The organism is Pseudenemella bisphenolivorans (assembly GCF_051133435.1).
In the GTDB taxonomy this organism is placed as follows: Bacteria; Actinomycetota; Actinomycetes; order Propionibacteriales; family Propionibacteriaceae; genus JAAYAO01.
Map to the genome: position 1 here is coordinate 236971 of NZ_JBPGNY010000001.1, position 17168 is coordinate 254138.

Annotated in this window: 12 protein-coding genes and 1 tRNA gene; 4 read left to right on the forward strand and 9 right to left on the reverse strand. The window is 66.8% G+C overall.

The genetic code is table 11. The annotated features are described in order from the left end of the window. Window positions 1–13 precede the first annotated feature (13 nt). Window positions 14–2980, reverse strand: coding sequence for an excinuclease ABC subunit UvrA (gene uvrA / locus ACR4XW_RS01140; protein ID WP_434758672.1), 2967 nt, complete (start codon window positions 2978–2980; stop codon window positions 14–16). Between the two features lie 35 nt (window positions 2981–3015). On the opposite strand from uvrA, the gene ACR4XW_RS01145 reads away from it, so the two are divergent. Both ACR4XW_RS01145 and ACR4XW_RS01150 read left to right on the forward strand, forming a co-directional pair. Further along, window positions 3016–3726, forward strand: a complete 711-nt coding sequence (locus ACR4XW_RS01145) for a maleylpyruvate isomerase family mycothiol-dependent enzyme (protein WP_434758673.1) — start codon at window positions 3016–3018, stop codon at window positions 3724–3726. Window positions 3727–3744: 18 nt separating this feature from the next. Then, entirely contained in the window at window positions 3745–4386 is a 642-nt protein-coding gene (locus ACR4XW_RS01150; protein WP_434758674.1) for an MBL fold metallo-hydrolase, read from the forward strand. Window positions 4387–4410: 24 nt separating this feature from the next. Here the strand turns inward: ACR4XW_RS01150 and uvrB are convergent, their stop codons facing one another. From uvrB to rpsA, 5 genes are all read right to left on the reverse strand, one after another. Continuing rightward, entirely contained in the window at window positions 4411–6486 is a 2076-nt protein-coding gene (gene uvrB / locus ACR4XW_RS01155) for an excinuclease ABC subunit UvrB (RefSeq protein ID WP_434758675.1), read from the reverse strand. A gap of 93 nt (window positions 6487–6579) precedes the next feature. Next, a complete protein-coding gene (locus ACR4XW_RS01160) occupies window positions 6580–7380 on the reverse strand; it encodes a flagellar basal body-associated FliL family protein (RefSeq protein ID WP_434758676.1) in 801 nt (266 codons plus the stop codon). 266 nt (window positions 7381–7646) lie between these two features. Beyond that, on the reverse strand, window positions 7647–8723 hold the full coding sequence (locus tag ACR4XW_RS01165; RefSeq protein ID WP_434758677.1) for a PrsW family glutamic-type intramembrane protease: 1077 nt from the start codon (window positions 8721–8723) through the stop codon (window positions 7647–7649). A 195-nt stretch (window positions 8724–8918) separates the two neighbouring features. Next, window positions 8919–9518 carry a dephospho-CoA kinase gene (coaE, locus tag ACR4XW_RS01170; protein ID WP_434758678.1) on the reverse strand — a complete coding sequence of 200 codons (600 nt, stop codon included), beginning with the start codon at window positions 9516–9518 and terminating at the stop codon, window positions 8919–8921. 84 nt (window positions 9519–9602) lie between these two features. Next, on the reverse strand, window positions 9603–11066 hold the full coding sequence (gene rpsA / locus ACR4XW_RS01175) for a 30S ribosomal protein S1 (protein ID WP_434758679.1): 1464 nt from the start codon (window positions 11064–11066) through the stop codon (window positions 9603–9605). 236 nt (window positions 11067–11302) lie between these two features. Here rpsA and ACR4XW_RS01180 point away from each other — a divergent pair, with 236 nt between their 5' ends. Further along, window positions 11303–12082: a class F sortase gene (locus ACR4XW_RS01180; protein WP_434758680.1), complete on the forward strand. Its 780-nt coding sequence runs from the start codon at window positions 11303–11305 to the stop codon at window positions 12080–12082. Between the two features lie 45 nt (window positions 12083–12127). Here the strand turns inward: ACR4XW_RS01180 and polA are convergent, their stop codons facing one another. Next, complete coding sequence (gene polA, locus ACR4XW_RS01185; RefSeq protein ID WP_434758681.1) at window positions 12128–14842, reverse strand: DNA polymerase I; 2715 nt, start codon at window positions 14840–14842, stop codon at window positions 12128–12130. 12 nt (window positions 14843–14854) lie between these two features. Beyond that, the gene (locus ACR4XW_RS01190) at window positions 14855–15472 is read right to left on the reverse strand and encodes an ANTAR domain-containing response regulator (RefSeq protein ID WP_434758682.1); all 618 of its coding nucleotides are present in this window, start codon (window positions 15470–15472) and stop codon (window positions 14855–14857) included. A gap of 88 nt (window positions 15473–15560) precedes the next feature. Here ACR4XW_RS01190 and ACR4XW_RS01195 point away from each other — a divergent pair. After that, window positions 15561–15643, forward strand: a tRNA-Leu gene (locus tag ACR4XW_RS01195). A gap of 92 nt (window positions 15644–15735) precedes the next feature. On the opposite strand, the gene pyk is transcribed toward ACR4XW_RS01195, so the two are convergent. Beyond that, the gene (gene pyk, locus ACR4XW_RS01200; RefSeq protein ID WP_434758683.1) at window positions 15736–17151 is read right to left on the reverse strand and encodes a pyruvate kinase; all 1416 of its coding nucleotides are present in this window, start codon (window positions 17149–17151) and stop codon (window positions 15736–15738) included. Window positions 17152–17168 lie beyond the last annotated feature (17 nt).

Consider the following 17168-nt stretch of genomic DNA (forward strand, 5'->3'; position numbering starts at 1 on the left):
CCGCAGACCGCCCTCAGCGCGCCTTCGCCCGGGAACGCTTCGACTTTGCCTTGGCCTTGGTGCCGTTGCCGGCGGCCGCGATGAGTTCGGCCTGCAGGTTGGCGGTCTGCTCCCCCACCGGAACCTCGTTGCCCTCCAACACCTCGGCCAGGAACTGACCGGTGTAGGAACCATCGACCCGGGCGACCTCCTCGGGGGTGCCCTCGGCGATCACCAGGCCACCGCCGGAACCGCCTTCGGGCCCCATGTCGATCACCCAGTCGCAGGACTTGATCACGTCCAGATTGTGCTCGATCACGATCACGGTGTTGCCCTGGTCGACCAGGCGTTGCAGCACCAGCAGCAACTTGCTGATGTCCTCCATGTGCAGGCCGGTGGTGGGTTCGTCCAGCACGTACAGGGTGCGCCCGGTGGAGCGGCGTTGCAGTTCGCTGGCAAGTTTCACCCGCTGTGCCTCACCGCCCGACAAGGTGGTGGCCGGCTGCCCCAACCGGACGTAGCCGAGGCCGACGTCGACCAGGGTCTGCAGGTGCCGGGCGATCAGGCTGATCGGGGCGAAGAACTCCAGCGCCTCCTCGATCGGCATGTCGAGCACCTCGGCGATCGACTTGCCCTTGTAGTGCACCTCGAGGGTTTCCCGGTTGTACCGGGCACCGTGGCAGACCTCGCAGGGTACGTAGACGTCGGGCAGGAAGTTCATCTCGATCTTGATCGTGCCGTCGCCGGTGCAGTGCTCGCAGCGGCCGCCCTTGATGTTGAACGAGAACCGACCCTGCTGGTAGCCGCGCACCTTCGCCTCGGGGGTTTCGGCGAAGAGCTTGCGGATCCGGTCGAAAACCCCGGTGTAGGTGGCCGGGTTCGACCGCGGGGTACGCCCGATCGGCGACTGATCGACGTGGATCACCTTGTCGATGTGCTCGACACCCTTGATCGTGCGGTGTCGTCCGGGCACGGTGCGGGCGTTGTAGAGCTCCTTGGCCAGCCCGGTGTACAGGATCTGGTTCACCAGGGTCGACTTGCCCGAGCCGGACACCCCGGTGACGGCGATGAACTGCCCCAACGGGAAGGTGACATCGACATTGCGCAGGTTGTTCTCGACCGCCTCGGTGACAGTCAGTTCCCGACCCGGCACCCGGGGACGACGGTGCGGCGGCAGGGCCAGCACGCGCCGTCCGGACAGGTAGGCCCCGGTCAGCGAGGCGTCGGTGTCCAGCACCTTCTGCAGTGGGCCGGCGGCGACGATGTGGCCGCCGTGCTCCCCCGCACCGGGGCCGATGTCGACGATCCAGTCGGCCGAGCGGATGGTGTCCTCGTCGTGTTCGACCACGATCAGGGTGTTGCCCAGGTCGCGCAACCGCATCAGGGTTTCGATCAACCGGCGGTTGTCGCGCTGATGCAAACCGATGGACGGCTCGTCCAGCACGTACAGCACCCCGACCAGACCGGACCCGATCTGGGTGGCCAACCGGATGCGTTGCGCCTCACCACCCGACAGGGTGCCGGCGGCGCGCGACAGGGTCAGGTAGTCGAGGCCGACGTCGAGCAGGAACCGCAGCCGGGCGTGGATTTCCTTCAACACCTGCTGGGCGATCTTGGCCTCGCGGGCGCTGAGTTCGAGCTGGTTCAGGAAAACCGCGGCCTCGGCGATCGACAGGTTCGACACCTCGGCGATGTTCTTGCCGCCGACGGTCACCGCCAACGAACTGGGCTTCAACCGATCACCGTGACAGGCCTCGCAGGGCACCTCGCGCATGTAGCCGGCGAACCGATCGCGGGTGCCGTCGGTCTCGGCCTCCTGGTGCCGGCGGGTGACATAGGGCACCACGCCTTCCAGATTGGCGGTGTAGCTGCGTTCGCGGCCGTAACGGTTGCGATAGCGCACATAGACCGGTTCCCCGGCGCCGTGCAGAACCAACTGCTTGGCCCGGCCGGACAGCTCCGCCCAAGGCACCGTGGTGTCGAACCCCTCGGCATCGCCCAGCGACTTCACCAGCCGCTTGAAGTAATCAGCGACGTGCACCCCCGACCAGGGTGCGATCGCTCCCTCGTCGATGCTCTTCGAGTCGTCGGGCACCACCAGTTGCGGGTCGACTTCCATCCGGGTGCCCAGACCGGTGCATTCCGGGCAGGCACCCCAGGGGGCGTTGAACGAGAACTGGCGCGGTTCCAGTTCTTCCATCGCGATGTCGTGGTCGTTGGGGCAGGCCAGTTTCTCCGACAGCCGCCGTTCCCGGTCGGGGTCGTCGGCGTCGCGGTCGACGAAGTCGATCACCAGCACCCCGTTGGCCAGCCGCAGCGCGGTTTCGACCGAGTCGGTGAGCCTGCGGCGGGCCGATTCCTTGACCGCGAGCCGGTCGACCACCACGTCGATGTTGTGTTTGCGCTGTTTGGCCAGCGTCGGTGGGGAGGTGACCTGATGCACCTCACCGTCCACCCGCACCCGGGCGTAGCCGTCGGTGGCGAGTTGGCGGAACAGTTCGATGTATTCCCCCTTGCGTCCGCGCACCACCGGCGCGAGCACCTGGAAACGGGTGCCCTCGGGCAGTTCCAGCAGCCGGTCGACGATCTGCTGGGGGGTCTGTTTTGTGATCGGCTCACCGCATTCGGGGCAGTGCGGACGTCCGGCCCGGGCGAACAGCAGACGCAGGTAGTCGTGCACCTCGGTGATCGTGCCGACCGTCGAGCGCGGGTTGCGGCTGGTCGACTTCTGGTCGATCGCCACCGCCGGGGAGAGCCCCTCGATGAAGTCGACGTCCGGCTTGTCCATCTGGCCCAGAAACTGTCGCGCATACGCCGACAGCGACTCGACATAGCGGCGCTGGCCTTCGGCGAAGATCGTGTCGAAGGCCAAGCTCGATTTGCCCGAGCCGGACAATCCGGTGAAGACGATCATCGAGTCCCGGGGCAGTTCGACGCTGACATCACGAAGGTTGTGCTCCCGGGCACCTTGGATCACAAGCTGATCATTCACGAGGGCCATGGTAGGCGCCCCCTCCGACAGGTTAAGTTGAAACCATGAGCAGCCCCGATCTGCAGACCATGCGGCAAGCCGAAATGAACGCCACCCAGGCCCTACTGGGTGACACGATTCAGCTCGAGGCCGACGCCTGGCATCAGCCCTCCGCCCTGCCGGGGTGGACCCGTGCGCACGTGGCCACCCACATCGCCCGCAATGCCGACGCGTTCAGTCGCGTGATCGAGGGCATGCTGCGTGGTGAGCAGGTGTTCATGTACGACTCGAACGAGGCCCGCGACGCCGATATCGAAGCCGGCGCCCAGCGCAGCGGTTTGGAGATTCAGGAGGATCTCGACCGTTCCGCCGATCGGCTGAATCGGGCCTTGGACGAGGTCACGCCCGAACAGTGGGCCGCTCCCCTGCGCACCCGCCCCAACCTGACCCTGGACCGCGCCGAGATGGCGGTGTTGCAACGGCTCACCGAGGTCGCGGTGCACCACATCGACCTGCAGATCGGGCAGACCTTCGACGACCTCGACCCCGAGGTGGCCGGCTGGCTGCTGCGCAACACCGTCGACCGGCTGCACGGGCGGAATCCGGACTTCGCCGTCCGGTTGACCGACCCCGACGGCACCGAACTGGCCGCGACCGGCGGTGCGGATGCCCCGACGGTGACCGGTTCGGTGCAGCGGTTGCTCGGCTGGCTGATGGGCCGACTGGACAATGATGCGGTGACCGGTGGCGACCGGGTGACCATTCCTTCCTACTGACGACTGCGAGGAGATCCCATGGCTTTGGACACCAGCACCACGCTGAGCGACGGCACCGAGATCCGCGCCCGGTCGGTGGGTTCGATGGACAACATCGCCTACCTGCTGACCCCGATGGGCGGCCGGAGCGTACTGATCGACGCGGCCGCCGATGCCGGTGCGCTGACCGACCTGATCAGCAGCCACGAGGTGGCCACGATCGTGACCACCCATCGGCATCCCGACCACTGGCAGGCCCTGGCCGAACTGGCCGAACACACCGGTGCCGAGTTGATCGCCGGTACCCCCGACGCCGAGGCGATCGCCGAGGGCGCCGGGGTGAGCATCGACAGGACGGTCTGGGAGGGCGACCGGGTCACCGTCGACGACCTCGAACTGCAGGTGATCGCGCTGCCCGGGCACACCCCCGGCGGCGTCGCGCTGGTGCTCGACACCGGGGCGGACGACCCGGTGCACGTGTTCACCGGTGACTGCCTCTTCCCCGGTGGGGTCGGCAAGACGCACACCCCCGAGGAGTTCACCACCCTGCTGGACGGAGTCGAGACCAAGCTGTTCAACGCCTACGCCGATGACACCGTGATCCACCCCGGCCACGGCAACCCCACCACTCTGGGTGACGAGCGCGGTTCGCTCGCCGAATGGCGCGAACGCGGCTGGTGAACCGCCGCCACAACCGCGGGGGCGCTACTTCGTGGCCTCGATCATCTGACGCAACTCACGTTTGAGTTCGGCGACCTCGTCGCGGAGTTTCGCGGCGAGTTCGAACTGCAGGTCCTTCGCTGCGGCGTGCATGGCGTCGGTCAACTCGTTGATCAGCTCGGCGACCTCGGCAGCCGGACGGTCCAGCACCCGGCTGCGCGCACCGCCCGCCGCTGCGGTGGGGGCCTCCTTGGCCGTGGCCTTGCGGATCAAGGCGTCGGTGTCGGCGTCCTCACGGGCCAGCATGTCGGTGATGTCGGCGATCTTCTTGCGCAACGGCTGCGGGTCGATCCCGTGTTCGGTGTTGTAGGCGATCTGCACCGCACGACGTCGGTTCGTCTCGTCGATCGCGGCGGTCATCGACGGGGTCATCGTGTCGGCGTACATGTGCACCTGGCCGGCGACGTTACGGGCGGCACGTCCGATGGTCTGGATCAGTGACCGTTCACTGCGCAGGAAGCCCTCCTTGTCGGCGTCCAGGATTGCGACCAAGGACACCTCGGGCAGGTCCAGGCCCTCGCGCAGCAGGTTGATGCCGACCAGCACGTCGTATTCACCCAGCCGCAGTTCCCGCAGCAACTCCACCCGGCGCAGGGTGTCGACCTCGGAGTGCAGGTAGCGGGTGCGCACCCCGTGCTCCATCAAATAGTCGGTGAAGTCCTCGGCCATCTTCTTGGTCAACGTGGTCACCAGCACCCGCTCGTTGCGTTCGGCGCGCTGGTTGATCTGCGACAGCAGGTCGTCGATCTGACCCTTGGTGGGTTTCACGATCACCTCGGGGTCGACCAGCCCGGTCGGACGGATGATCTGTTCGACGAACCCGTCGGAGCGGGCCAGTTCGTAGTCGCCCGGGGTGGCCGAGAGGTAGACCGTCTGACCGATGCGTTCGGTGAACTCGTCGAACCGCAGAGGCCGGTTGTCGACCGCGCTGGGCAGTCGGAACCCGTGCTCGACCAGGGTGCGTTTGCGCGACATGTCACCTTCGAACATGCCGACGATCTGCGGCACGGTGACGTGTGACTCGTCGATCACCATGATGAAGTCTTCGGGAAAGTAATCCAACAGACAGTAGGGCGGGCTGCCGGCGGCCCGGCCGTCCAGGTGCCGGGAGTAGTTCTCGATACCCGCACAGGTGCCGATCTGCTGGATCATCTCCAGGTCGTAGCTGGTGCGCATCCGCAGCCGCTGGGCCTCCAGGAGTTTCTGCTGCGTTTCCAGTTCGGTCAGGCGTTCGGCCAGTTCGACCTCGATGCCGTGAATCGCCTGCGCCATCCGTTCCGGCCCGGTGGTGTAGTGCGAGGCCGGAAAGATGTACATCTCGTCGTCGTTGGTCAACACCTCGCCGGTCAACGGCTGCAGGGTCGACAGGGCTTCGATCTCGTCGCCGAAGAATTCCACCCGCCAGGCGAGTTCCTCGTACATCGGAAAGATCTCCAGGGTGTCACCGCGCACCCGGAAGGTGCCGCGCTCGGCGGCGATGTCGTTGCGTCCGTATTGGATCGCGACCAGTTTGCGCAGCAGGTCGTCGCGGTCGATCTCTTCGCCCACCCGCAACCGCACCATCTGATCGACCCACTCCTGTGGCGTACCCAGGCCGTAGATGGCCGACACCGTGGCCACCACGACCACATCGCGGCGGGTCAACAGCGAGTAGGTGGCTCGGTGCCGCAGCCGTTCGACCTCCTCGTTGAGGGAGGAGTCCTTCTCGATATAGGTATCGGTTTGCGGCAGATACGCCTCGGGTTGGTAGTAGTCGTAGTAGGAGACGAAATACTCGACCGCATTCTGCGGGAAGAACTGCCGCAGCTCGTTGGCGAACTGTGCGGCCAAGGTTTTGTTGGGCTGCATCACCAGAATCGGACGCTGCACGCGCTCGGCCAACCAGGCCACGGTCGCGGTCTTACCGGTGCCGGTCGCCCCCAGCAGCACGATGTCCTGTTCCCCGGCGTTCAACCGTCGTTCCAGCTCATCGATCGCGGCGGGCTGATCACCGGCCGGTTCGAAGTCGCTGTGCACCCGCATCGGGGCAACTTGGCGTTGCAGTTCGTCAAGGGGACGCATACGACGAGCCTACGCGCCCGCGCCGACAGTGCGGCCCGGGAATGCCAACGGGGGCCCTTCGCCATCGAAGGACCCCCGCCGGATGAACAACTGTCAGAGCTGTCCCACCAGCTCGTTCACGGTGTTGGTGAGGATGGTGCCGAGTTGACCACTATCGGACTTCGAGGTGTACACCATCTGCACCAGGATCGCCTGGCCGTCGCTCTCACGGATCATCAGCACCGAAGTGAAGATCATCGCCTGCGAGCCCTGACCACCGGACATCACCACGCCGACATGGCCCTGAGCGGCCTTGATGCCGGGCTTGGAGACATTGATGGATTTGGCGGGCTCCATCTTGGCCTGGGTGCCCTTCTGGGCAATCCGCTGGTGCATCTCGTCCACCACCGTCGTCGGGGATGCCGAGCCTTCCAGTTTGACGGCCTGAACGAACATCAATTCGCCCCCGCTGGGCGAGGCGAACACCACCGCGTCGGCCTGCCCGGCGTCCTCTTCCTTCCACCCGGACGGCGGAGTGACCGAGAAGCCCTGACCGACATCGACGGATCCGCCGCTCGGCTCCTGGCCACCCGGCGACTCGTCGCCACCCGGGCTCTCGCCACCACCGGGCGATTCGTCGCCACCGGGGCTCTCGTCACCACCGGGGGTCTCGTCCCCACCCGGCGACTCGTCGCCACCCGGGGTCTCCTCCCCACCCGGCGACTCGTCACCGCCCGGGGACTGCGTGGCGCTGGGGGGCGGCGGGGACACCGGCTCGTCACCACCGCGGCCGGTGAGCAGCCAGATGATGCCACCGATCAGTCCGACCGCGACCAGCGCGGCGATCACGATGCCGATGATCATGCCGTTGGACTTCTTCGGCGGTTGTCCGGCGTTGCCGTACTGCGGAGGCATTCCACCGCCGTACCCGCCCGGACCGCCCGGCCCACCGGGACCGGGACCGCCCGGACCGCCCGGCCCACCGGGACCGCCGGGCCCACCCGGCCCACCGGGGCCCGGCTGCGGCTGTCCGTATCCCCCGGGACCGCCCTGGGGAGGCTGCTGCCCATATCCCTGGCCCGGAGGGGTCTGCTGGCCGTAACCCTGACCCTGCGGGGGCTGCTGTCCGTAGCCACCCGGCTGCTGCCCGAACCCGGGCTGCTGTCCGTATGGTTGCTGACTCATGCGCCGGCCTCCTCATCGGTGGTGATGGTGCTGGCCGCCGCACCGACCTTGTGGTGCGGCTTGACCCCGGTGCGCAGCGCGGCACCGCACGCGTTGCAGAAGGAGGCGTGCTCCAGCACCGGCATTTCGCACTGCGGGCAGTACTCGATGATGTCGTCGGTCTCCACTTCGCGGGCGTGGTGCTCCATGGCCGCTTCCATCAGGCCGGTGTGCAGCACATTGCGTACCCGCAGGATCATCACGGCCAGCAGGATCAGGCCCCACACCACGCTGAGTAGCACGCTCAGGCTGCCGAAGGGCAGCATGTTGAGCAGGTAGACGCCGATCTGGTAGGCGATGTTCACCAGCACTGCCTCGGCGAAACCGCGGAAGTAGCGGCCGGAGAAGCCGTCGTATCCCTCACCCAGGCCGGAGAACTCCGCACAGGCGATACCGGTGGCGGTACCCATCAGCAGGGGCTTGACGAAGCCCTCCAGGAAGATCAGGGCCGCCCAGGTGGCGGCCGAATCGACGCCCTGGAAGCCTCCGGTGATCAGGTCCCAGTGCTTGACGATGGTGTCGAAGCAGGCGTACGCCACACCGGAGATCACGCCGAAGGTCAGGCCGTCCATCAGGTCGTCGAAGCGGGGACGGCTGGCCAGGAACAGCGGGCCGATCTGGCGAATGATCTCGCCGACCACCGGCACCAGCAGGCACAGCAGCAGGAAGTCGGTGACGCTGAAGGACGACGACGACCCCAGGCCGAAGGTGACCGGGCTGGCCGAACGGAGATTGGTCCACAGCAGGGTGAAGCCCGTTGCCAGCACACCGGTCAACAGGAAGGCCATCGCCGTGACCGGAATCGGGGAATCATCCCAGAGGTTCACATCGTAGATGTAGACGATGTAGACGATCGGAATGGCGAAGGCTGCCAACATCACCGCGATCGGCAGGGCGCCGGCGATGGCGGTCAGCAGTGCCGCGGCCAGAGCGACGATCAGCGCGATGCGGTAGGTCTGAGGACGCTGCGAAGCGCCACGCGGCATGATCGACGAGACCAGAGCGAACGACGCCACCGGCTCGTCCGGCTTCACGGCAAAAGACTTGCGGCGGTCCGGATCCGAGGAAAGCATGTCCTGCCCACAGCTGTGACAGTAATGAGCAACCTCGGGCATCTCGGCCCGACAGCGCGGGCATTCCATAGAGCCTCCTTGATGATTCCGGTGCGCCGCCGGTGGGCGGCACACATATTCAAGCGTCACCCATGGCCGGGTCGGCTGGGTAGATCCTTAGGGCTGAACGCCGTTGCTTTTCGGTAACAACACGTGCCACAAACGTGCCACCTGGCTCACCAATTGGTCGTGATCACCGGAGTTGTCGATCACATGATCGGCCACCGCCAAGCGCTCCTGACGACTCGCCTGGGCGGCCATCCGGGCCCGGACGTGCTCGAGGGTCCACCCGTCCCGGGCCTGTACTCGAGCCTCCTGCACCTCTTCGGGGACGTCCACCACCACGACGGCGTCGAAGCGGCCCTGTTGGCCGGACTCCACCAGCAGCGGGATCACATGCACCACCACGGCATCGTCACCGGCCTCGGCCGCCCGGGCCTCGGACAGCTTGCGGATCGCGGGGTGGGTGATCGCCTCCAGATCGGCCAGGGCCCGGGGGTCGGAGAACACGATCTCCCCCAGCGCCGGACGGTTCAGTTCACCGTTCTCGGTGAGCACCTCGGTACCGAAACGCTCCGCGATGAGGGCCAGGGCTTCGGTGCCGGGCAGTACTGCTTCCCGGGCAAGCACATCGGCGTCGATGATCACCGCACCGTGTTCGGCGAGCAGGTCTGCGACCGCCGTCTTGCCCGAGCCGATACCGCCGGTCAAACCCACCTGCACCACATTGGTCCTTTCGAGCCGGGAAAACCTGAAGGGGCCCCACCTTCCGGCGGGACCCCTTCACGGTAACGGACGAACTCAGAGGTTGCCGGTCAGCTTCTCACGCAGGGCCTGCAGGGCCTCATCGGAAGCCAGCGAGCCTTCGGGGGCGGCGTCGCTGGTGCTGGTCTCCGGCGTGGACGAGTACGAGGTGCCGGCCGCGACCGCAGCCGCACCCTCGGCCGCCTCGGCCTCGGCGATCTGGCGCTTGTGCTGCTCCCAACGGGCCTGCGCCTCGTTGTACTGAGCCTCCCAGGCCAGTCGCTGCTCCTCGTAGCCTTCCTTCCACTCCTGGGTTTCGGGGTCGAAGCCCTCGGGGTAGAGGTAGTTGCCCTGCTCGTCGTAGCTGGCGGTCATGCCGTACAGGGTCGGATCGAACTCGTCGCTGGAGACGTCGATGCCCTCGTTGGCCTGCTTCAGCGACAGCGAGATCCGGCGGCGTTCCAGGTCGATGTCGATGATCTTGACCATCACCTCGTCGTTGACCTGAACAACCTGCTCGGGAATCTCGACGTGACGCTCGGCCAGCTCGGAGACGTGCACCAGACCCTCGATGCCCTCCTCGACCCGCACGAAGGTACCGAACGGAACCAGCTTGGTGACCTTGCCGGGCACGATCTGGCCGATCTGGTGCAGCCGGGCGAAGGCCTGCCACGGATCTTCCTGGGTGGCCTTCAGCGACAGCGACACGCGCTCGCGGTCCATGTCGACGTCCAGCACCTCGACGGTGACTTCCTGGCCGACCTCGACAACCTCACCCGGGTGGTCGATGTGCTTCCAGGACAGCTCGGAGACGTGCACCAGGCCGTCCACCCCGCCCAGATCGACGAAGGCGCCGAAGTTGACGATCGAGGAGACCACACCCTTGCGGATCTGGCCCTTCTGGAGCTGGGTGAGGAAGCTGTGCCGCACCTCGGACTGGGTCTGCTCCAGCCAGGCGCGACGCGACAGCACCACGTTGTTGCGGTTCTTGTCCAGCTCGATGATCTTGGCCTCGAGCTCCATGCCGACGTAGGGCTGCAGGTCGCGGACGCGGCGCATCTCGACCAGCGAGGCGGGCAGGAAGCCGCGCAGCCCGATGTCGATGATCAGGCCACCCTTGACGACCTCGATGACCTGGCCGGTGACGACCCCGTCCTCTTCCTTGATCCGCTCGATGGTGCCCCAGGCGCGCTCGTACTGGGCGCGCTTCTTGGACAGGATCAGGCGGCCTTCCTTGTCCTCCTTCTGCTGGACGAGGGCTTCGACCTCGTCACCGACCTGGACGACCTCGAAAGGATCCACGTCGTGCTTGATGGAGAGTTCCTTGGAAGGAATGACACCTTCGGTCTTGTAACCGATGTCGAGGAGAACTTCGTCTCGATCGACCTTGACGACGGTACCGCTGACGATGTCACCGTCGTTGAAATACTTGATGGTCGCGTCGACTGCTTCGGCGAAAGCTTCGGGCGAACCGAGGTCGTCAATGGCGACCTGAGGGGAGGCCTCAAGGGAGGAGGTCATGTAGTAGGGCTCCGATATGGGGTTGAACGATGGACACACGCCGCAACCCGATCGTGGAGGAGAACTCTTTTGCTGAAGGACCCAACGCGAGCGCAACCTGCTCCGTCCGAGGATGCGCAGGCCACAGCGCCATGAAAGCCTATCTGCGAGCGGATGCCTTGGTCAATCTGTGAACCGCCCCGCCCGTGGGCTTACGATGAGCGCGAACTCGACGGCAAGGCTCGAAAGGAAATCCCATGGCACAGAAGAACAAGCGCGGGTTGGTGATCGCCATCGTAGCGCTGGTGCTGGCCGCGCTGCTGGGTACGTGGTACATCCTCTCGGGCGAGAAGGACACCGCCGGTGATCCGCCGGCACCCTCACCGGCCTCGAGTTCGGCGGCCCCGGCGAGCCCCTCCCCCGCCGACGGTGCCGAACAGTGCGACCCGATGGGTGCCGGATTCGTGCCGACCGAGTTCGAAATGCCCGGTTCCAAGACCGTCACCCCGGTGCTGTCGCTGGGCCGTGATGCCAACGACGCAGCCGCGGCACCGCCCAAGGATCAATCGCACACCACCGGGTGGTTCAACGAGGGCCCGATGGCCGGCAGCACCCAGGGCAAGATCGTGCTGACCATCCACACCTACCGCAACGGTGGCGCGCTGGGTAATGAGATGTACGAGGACGGCCCGAAGAAGGTCAAGGAAGGCGACCGAATGATCCTGCGCGACGAGAACGGCAACGTCGCGTGTTACACGGTGTCGGGCATCGAGAAGATCTGGGTGAAGGATTACGACCCCGAATCCGATGCGATCTACGACTGGGACGGTGACCCCAAGATCGCGGTGGTGATCTGCTGGGACTACAACGACGAGGCCCAGGACTGGGATTCGCGGATCGTCTACTACGCCGACCCGGTCGACGATGGTGCCAGTGGCAGCGACCGCACCGAACAGGCGCCGAAGCCGAACACCCAGCCGTCCGCACCGCCGTCGAATGCCCCGGAGAGCGCGCCGGGCAACGCTCCGTCGAACTGATCCCCCGGTCGGCCGGCGCGGCTGCGTCCGGCCGGCGGAGGCGACTCAGTGGGCCGCGTCGTGCCAGGAGTGGCCCACCCCGACCGACACGTCGAGGGGCACCGCCAGTGCCATCGCGTTGCCCATCCGGTCGCGGGCGATCTCTTCCAGGGCCTGTCGTTCCCCGGGGGCGACCTCGAAGACCAGTTCGTCGTGTACCTGCAACAGCATCCGGCTGCGCAGGTTGGCATCGCGCAGGGCCTGATCGACATCGAGCATGGCGATCTTGATGATGTCGGCCGCGGTGCCCTGGATCGGGGCGTTCAACGCCATCCGCTCGGCCATCTCGCGGCGTTGCCGGTTCGAACTGGTCAGGTCGGGTAGGTAGCGGCGCCGGCCGAGCAGGGTTTCGGTGAAACCACTGCGGCTGGCCTGGGCAACGATCGACTGCAGGTAGTCGCGCACCCCTCCGAAGCGTTCGAAGTACTCCTCGCGCAGGGCCCGGGCCTCGGAGACCTCGATGCCGAGCTGATTGGACAGTCCGAAGGGGCTGAGCCCGTAGGCCAGGCCGTAGTTCATCGCCTTGATCTTGGCCCGCTGTTCCACGCTGACCGCGTCGGCGGCCACCCCGAACACCCGTCCGGCCATCGCGGTGTGGAAGTCGGCGCCCGACTTGAAGGCCTCGATCAAGCCTTCATCTTCCGAGCTGTGCGCCATGATCCGCATCTCGATCTGGGAGTAGTCGGCGGTCATCAGGGACTCGTAGCCGTCACCGACCACGAAGGCCTCACGGATTCGGCGGCCCTCCTCGGTGCGGATCGGGATGTTCTGCAGGTTCGGGTCGGTGCTGGACAGCCGTCCGGTGGCCGCGATCGTCTGCAGGTAGGTGGTGTGGATCCGGCCGTCGTCGCTGATTGCCTTCAGCAGACCCTCGACGGTCTGGCGCAGCCGGATCGCGTCGCGGTGTTCCAGCAGCCGGGCCAGGAAGGGGTGCTCGGTCTTGGCGTACAGCCCCTGCAGGGCCTCGGCATCGGTGGTGTACCCGGTGCGGGTGCGGCGGGTCTTGGGCATGCCCAGCTCGTCGAACAAGACCGCCTGCAACTGCTTCGGAGAGCCGAGGTTGATCTGCTTGCCGAGTACCTCGTAGGCCTCGGTCTCGGCGGTGCGCACCCGGGCGTCGAACTGCGATTCCAGATCGGACAGGTAGTCGGCGTCGGCGGCGATGCCGGTGCGTTCCATCCCGGCCAGCACCCGTTGCAGCGGCAACTCCACGCCCTGCAGCAGTTCGATGCCGCCGTGGTCGGTGAGCTCGTCATCGAGGGCGTCGGCCAGGTCGATCACCGCCCGGGCCCGCACCGCGGCGACCCGGTGGGCGGCGGCGTCGGTCTCGTCGGCGGCGAAGTCGAAGGCGGGTTGGTCGTCGCTGCCGGTGGCGGGCAGTTCGTCGATCCGCAGTTCTCGGCGCAGGTGGCGCACGGTGAGGTCGCCCAGGTCATAGCTGCGTTGGTCGGGACGCAGCAGATAGGCGGCCAGTTCGGTATCGCTGACCAGCCCGGCCAGATCCCAGCCGCGCGCCCACAGCGCCAGCAGCAGCGGCTTGGCCGAATGAGTGGCCTTGGGCTGGTTGGGGTCGGCCAGCCACTCGGCGAGCGCCCGGTCGTCCTCGGGGTCGAGTTCGGTGACGTCGATCCAGGCCGCGGCACCGTCGTCGGAGGCGATCGCCAGCCCGCTCAGGTCGCCGGTGCCCTGCCGGGCCCAGCCGATCATGTCCAGCCCGGTGCGGTGCGCCGTCGCGTGCTCGGCCAGCCAGCCGGCCACCTCGCCGGTGTGCAGGTTCTCGGCGCTGACCTCGAAGCCGCCCTCGGGTTCTGTCTCGACCGGGGCGAGGGTTTCGACCAGCCGCTCGCGCAGCACCCGGAATTCCAGGGAGTCGAACAGGGTGTGGGTGGCTTCCCGGTCCCATTCCCGGCGGGCCAGATCGCCCGGGCCGACGGGTAGGTCCAGGTCGCGCACCAGTTCGTTCAGCCGGCGGTTGCGCCGGACGTCATCGAGGTGGGCGCGGAAGTTCTCGCCGGCCTTGCCCTTGATGTCGTCGGCGCGGGCCAGCAGGTTCTCCAGCCCGTCATAGGCGGTCAGCCACTTGGCGGCGGTCTTCGGGCCGACCCCGGGCACCCCGGGCAGGTTGTCGGAGTTCTCGCCGACCAGGGCGGCCAGTTCGGGGTACTGCGCCGGCGGCACCAGGTACTTCTCGGCCACCCCGGCAGGGTCGAGCCGGGCCAGTTCGGAGACACCCTTCTTCGGGTAGAGCACGGTGACCCGGTCGTTGACCAACTGGAAGGTGTCGCGGTCGCCCGAGATCACCAGCACGTCCATCTGGTCGGACGCGGCGCCGGCCAGGGTGGCGATGATGTCGTCGGCCTCGAAGCCCTCGAGATCCAGGTGCACGATGCGCAGCGCGTCGAGCACCTCCTTGATCAGCCCGACCTGGCCGGAGAACTCCGCCGGGGAGGATTCGCGCTGGGCCTTGTACCCCTCGTACAGCTCGGTGCGGAAGGTCTGCCGCGACTTGTCGAAGGCCACCGCCAGGTGGGTGGGCTGTTCGTCGCGCAGGACGTTGATCAGCATCGAGGTGAAGCCGTAGACCGCGTTGGTGTGCTGACCGGTGGTGGTCGAGAAGTTGTCCACCGGCAACGCGAAGAAGGCGCGATAGGCCATCGAGTGGCCGTCGATCAGCAGCAGGCGCGGTCGCTCGGACGGGGTCGTCGTTGAGGTCGTGGGCACCCCGCGACCTTACTACTTGCGGATCTGCTGGGCTTGCTCGATGACGCCCTCGGCCACCTCGCGCATCGACTTGCGCAGGTCCATCGCGGTCTTCTGGATCCACCGGAAGGCTTCCGGCTCGGACAGCCCCAGACCCTCCTGGAGCAGGCCCTTGGCCCGGTCGACCGCCTTGCGCGAGGCGAGTTGTTCGGCCAGGTCCGACACCTCGGCCTCGACGGCCTTGATCTCGGCGAAGCGGGCCATCGCGATTTCGATCGCCGGCACCACATCGGAGGCGTCGAAGGGCTTGACCACATAGGCCATCGCCCCGGCCTCACGGGCGCGCTCGACCAGTTCCCGCTGGCTGAACGCGGTCAACATCACCACCGGGGCGATCCTCTCGGTGGCGATCGTCTGGGCCGCGCTGATGCCGTCCAGCTTGGGCATCTTGACGTCCATCACGACCAAGTCGGGTTGTAGTTCACGCGCCAACGCGATGGCGGCCTCACCGTCGGCGGCCTCGCCGACCACGGTGTAGCCCTCTTCGGTCAGCAGTTCGACCAGGTCGAGGCGGATCAGGGCCTCGTCCTCGGCCACGATGACGCGGACGGAGTGCTCTGTGGGGGTGTCTTGTTGACTCACGCCCCCCATTGTGGTGCACCGACCCTGCAGTTGGGAAACGTTCCCGCCTCGACTGGGTGTCGGAGCCAGGATTCGGCTACACTGGCTCAGCGCTCCTGCCGGAGTGGCGGAACGGTATACGCGGTCGGCTCAAACCCGGCTGCCCGGAAGGGCTTAGGGGTTCGAATCCCCTCTCCGGTACGAAACGAAACGGGCTCTGCTTTTCGAGGCAGAGCCCGTTTCGGGTTTCCGGGAGACCAATGTGTTTCCGGGAGAATGGCGTGTTTCCGCGCTCAGGCGCGGCCACCGATCTTGCGCACCCGCAGGGCGTTGGTCGACCCGGCGAAGCCGACCGGGGAGCCGGCCACGATCACCACGCGCTCCCCCTCCTCGGCCAGACCGAGGCTGAGCAGCGACTGGTCGACCTGCAGGGCCATGTCGTCGGTGTTCTGGACGACCGGGGCCACATACACCCGCACGCCCCAGGTGAGGCTGAGTTCCTGGCGCACCTTCGGGTCGGGGGTGAAGGCCACCACCGGAATCCGGCTGCGCAGCCGCGACAGCCGCCGGGCGGTGTCCCCGGAATGGGTGAAGGCCACCAGGTAGCGGGCGCCGACCCGTTCGGCCACCTCGGCGGCGGCCTTGGCGATCACCCCGCCGGTGGTGTGCGGATTCCATTCGATGTGATCGATCTGGCCGAGGGCCTGGGATTCGGTGGTGTCGACGATCCGGGCCATCGTGCCGACCGCGTCCATCGGGTAACGGCCGATGCTGGTCTCACCCGACAGCATCACCGCGTCGGCCCCGTCCAGAATCGCGTTCGCGACATCGGAGGCCTCGGCCCGGGTGGGCCGCGGGTTGGAGATCATCGACTCCAGCATCTGGGTGGCCACGATCACCGGTTTGGCCCAGCGTCGGGCCGCGGCCACGATGCGCTTCTGCACCAGCGGGACGACGTCGAGCGGCAGTTCGACGCCCAGGTCGCCGCGGGCCACCATGAAACCGTCGAAGGCGTCGATGATGTCGTCGAGGTTCTCCACCGCCTGGGGCTTCTCGATCTTGGCGATCAGCGGAACCCGGCGGCCCTCCTCGTCCATCACCTCACGCACCGCATCGGCATCGACACCGTTGCGGACGAACGACAGCGCGATCATGTCAACGCCGTTGCGCAGGGCCCACCGCAGGTCCTGCTCGTCCTTCTCGCTCATCGCCGGCACGCTAACCGCAACGCCCGGCAGGTTGATGCCCTTGTTGTTGGACACCACCCCACCGACCTCGACGGTCGCGTGCACCTCGGTGTCGGTGACACTGACGGCACGCAGCACCAGCTTGCCGTCGTCGATCAGGATCGGATCACCGGGTCGAACATCGTCGGGAAGTTTCTTGTGGGTGGTGCTGCAGATCTCGGGGGTGCCCGGCACGTCCTCGACGGTGATCGTGAAGGGGTCGCCGGGTACCAGGGTGGCCGACCCCTCCTGGAAACGGCCGAGCCTGATCTTGGGGCCCTGCAGGTCGGCGAACACGCCGATCGTGCGGCCGCATTCCTCGGCGGCGGTGCGGATTTCGGTGAGCCGCTCCAGGTGTTCGGCGTGCTCACCGTGGCTCATGTTCAACCGAGCCACGTCCATACCGGCCATGATCAGGTCTTTGGCACGCTCCGCTCCGGTGGTCGCCGGGCCCAGGGTGCACACAATCTTTGCTCTACGCACGGGTTTCACCCTATGTC

What these genes read in the sequence shown, in the direction of transcription:
- ACR4XW_RS01160 (WP_434758676.1), bottom strand. Translation starts at nt 7,380, where the DNA reads ATGCCTCCGCAGTACGGCAACGCCGGACAACCGCCGAAGAAGTCCAAC.
- uvrA (WP_434758672.1), bottom strand. Translation starts at nt 2,980, where the DNA reads ATGGCCCTCGTGAATGATCAGCTTGTGATCCAAGGTGCCCGGGAGCAC.
- ACR4XW_RS01145 (WP_434758673.1), top strand. Translation starts at nt 3,016, where the DNA reads ATGAGCAGCCCCGATCTGCAGACCATGCGGCAAGCCGAAATGAACGCC.
- uvrB (WP_434758675.1), bottom strand. Translation starts at nt 6,486, where the DNA reads ATGCGTCCCCTTGACGAACTGCAACGCCAAGTTGCCCCGATGCGGGTG.
- ACR4XW_RS01180 (WP_434758680.1), top strand. Translation starts at nt 11,303, where the DNA reads ATGGCACAGAAGAACAAGCGCGGGTTGGTGATCGCCATCGTAGCGCTG.
- ACR4XW_RS01150 (WP_434758674.1), top strand. Translation starts at nt 3,745, where the DNA reads ATGGCTTTGGACACCAGCACCACGCTGAGCGACGGCACCGAGATCCGC.
- rpsA (WP_434758679.1), bottom strand. Translation starts at nt 11,066, where the DNA reads ATGACCTCCTCCCTTGAGGCCTCCCCTCAGGTCGCCATTGACGACCTC.
- ACR4XW_RS01190 (WP_434758682.1), bottom strand. Translation starts at nt 15,472, where the DNA reads ATGGGGGGCGTGAGTCAACAAGACACCCCCACAGAGCACTCCGTCCGC.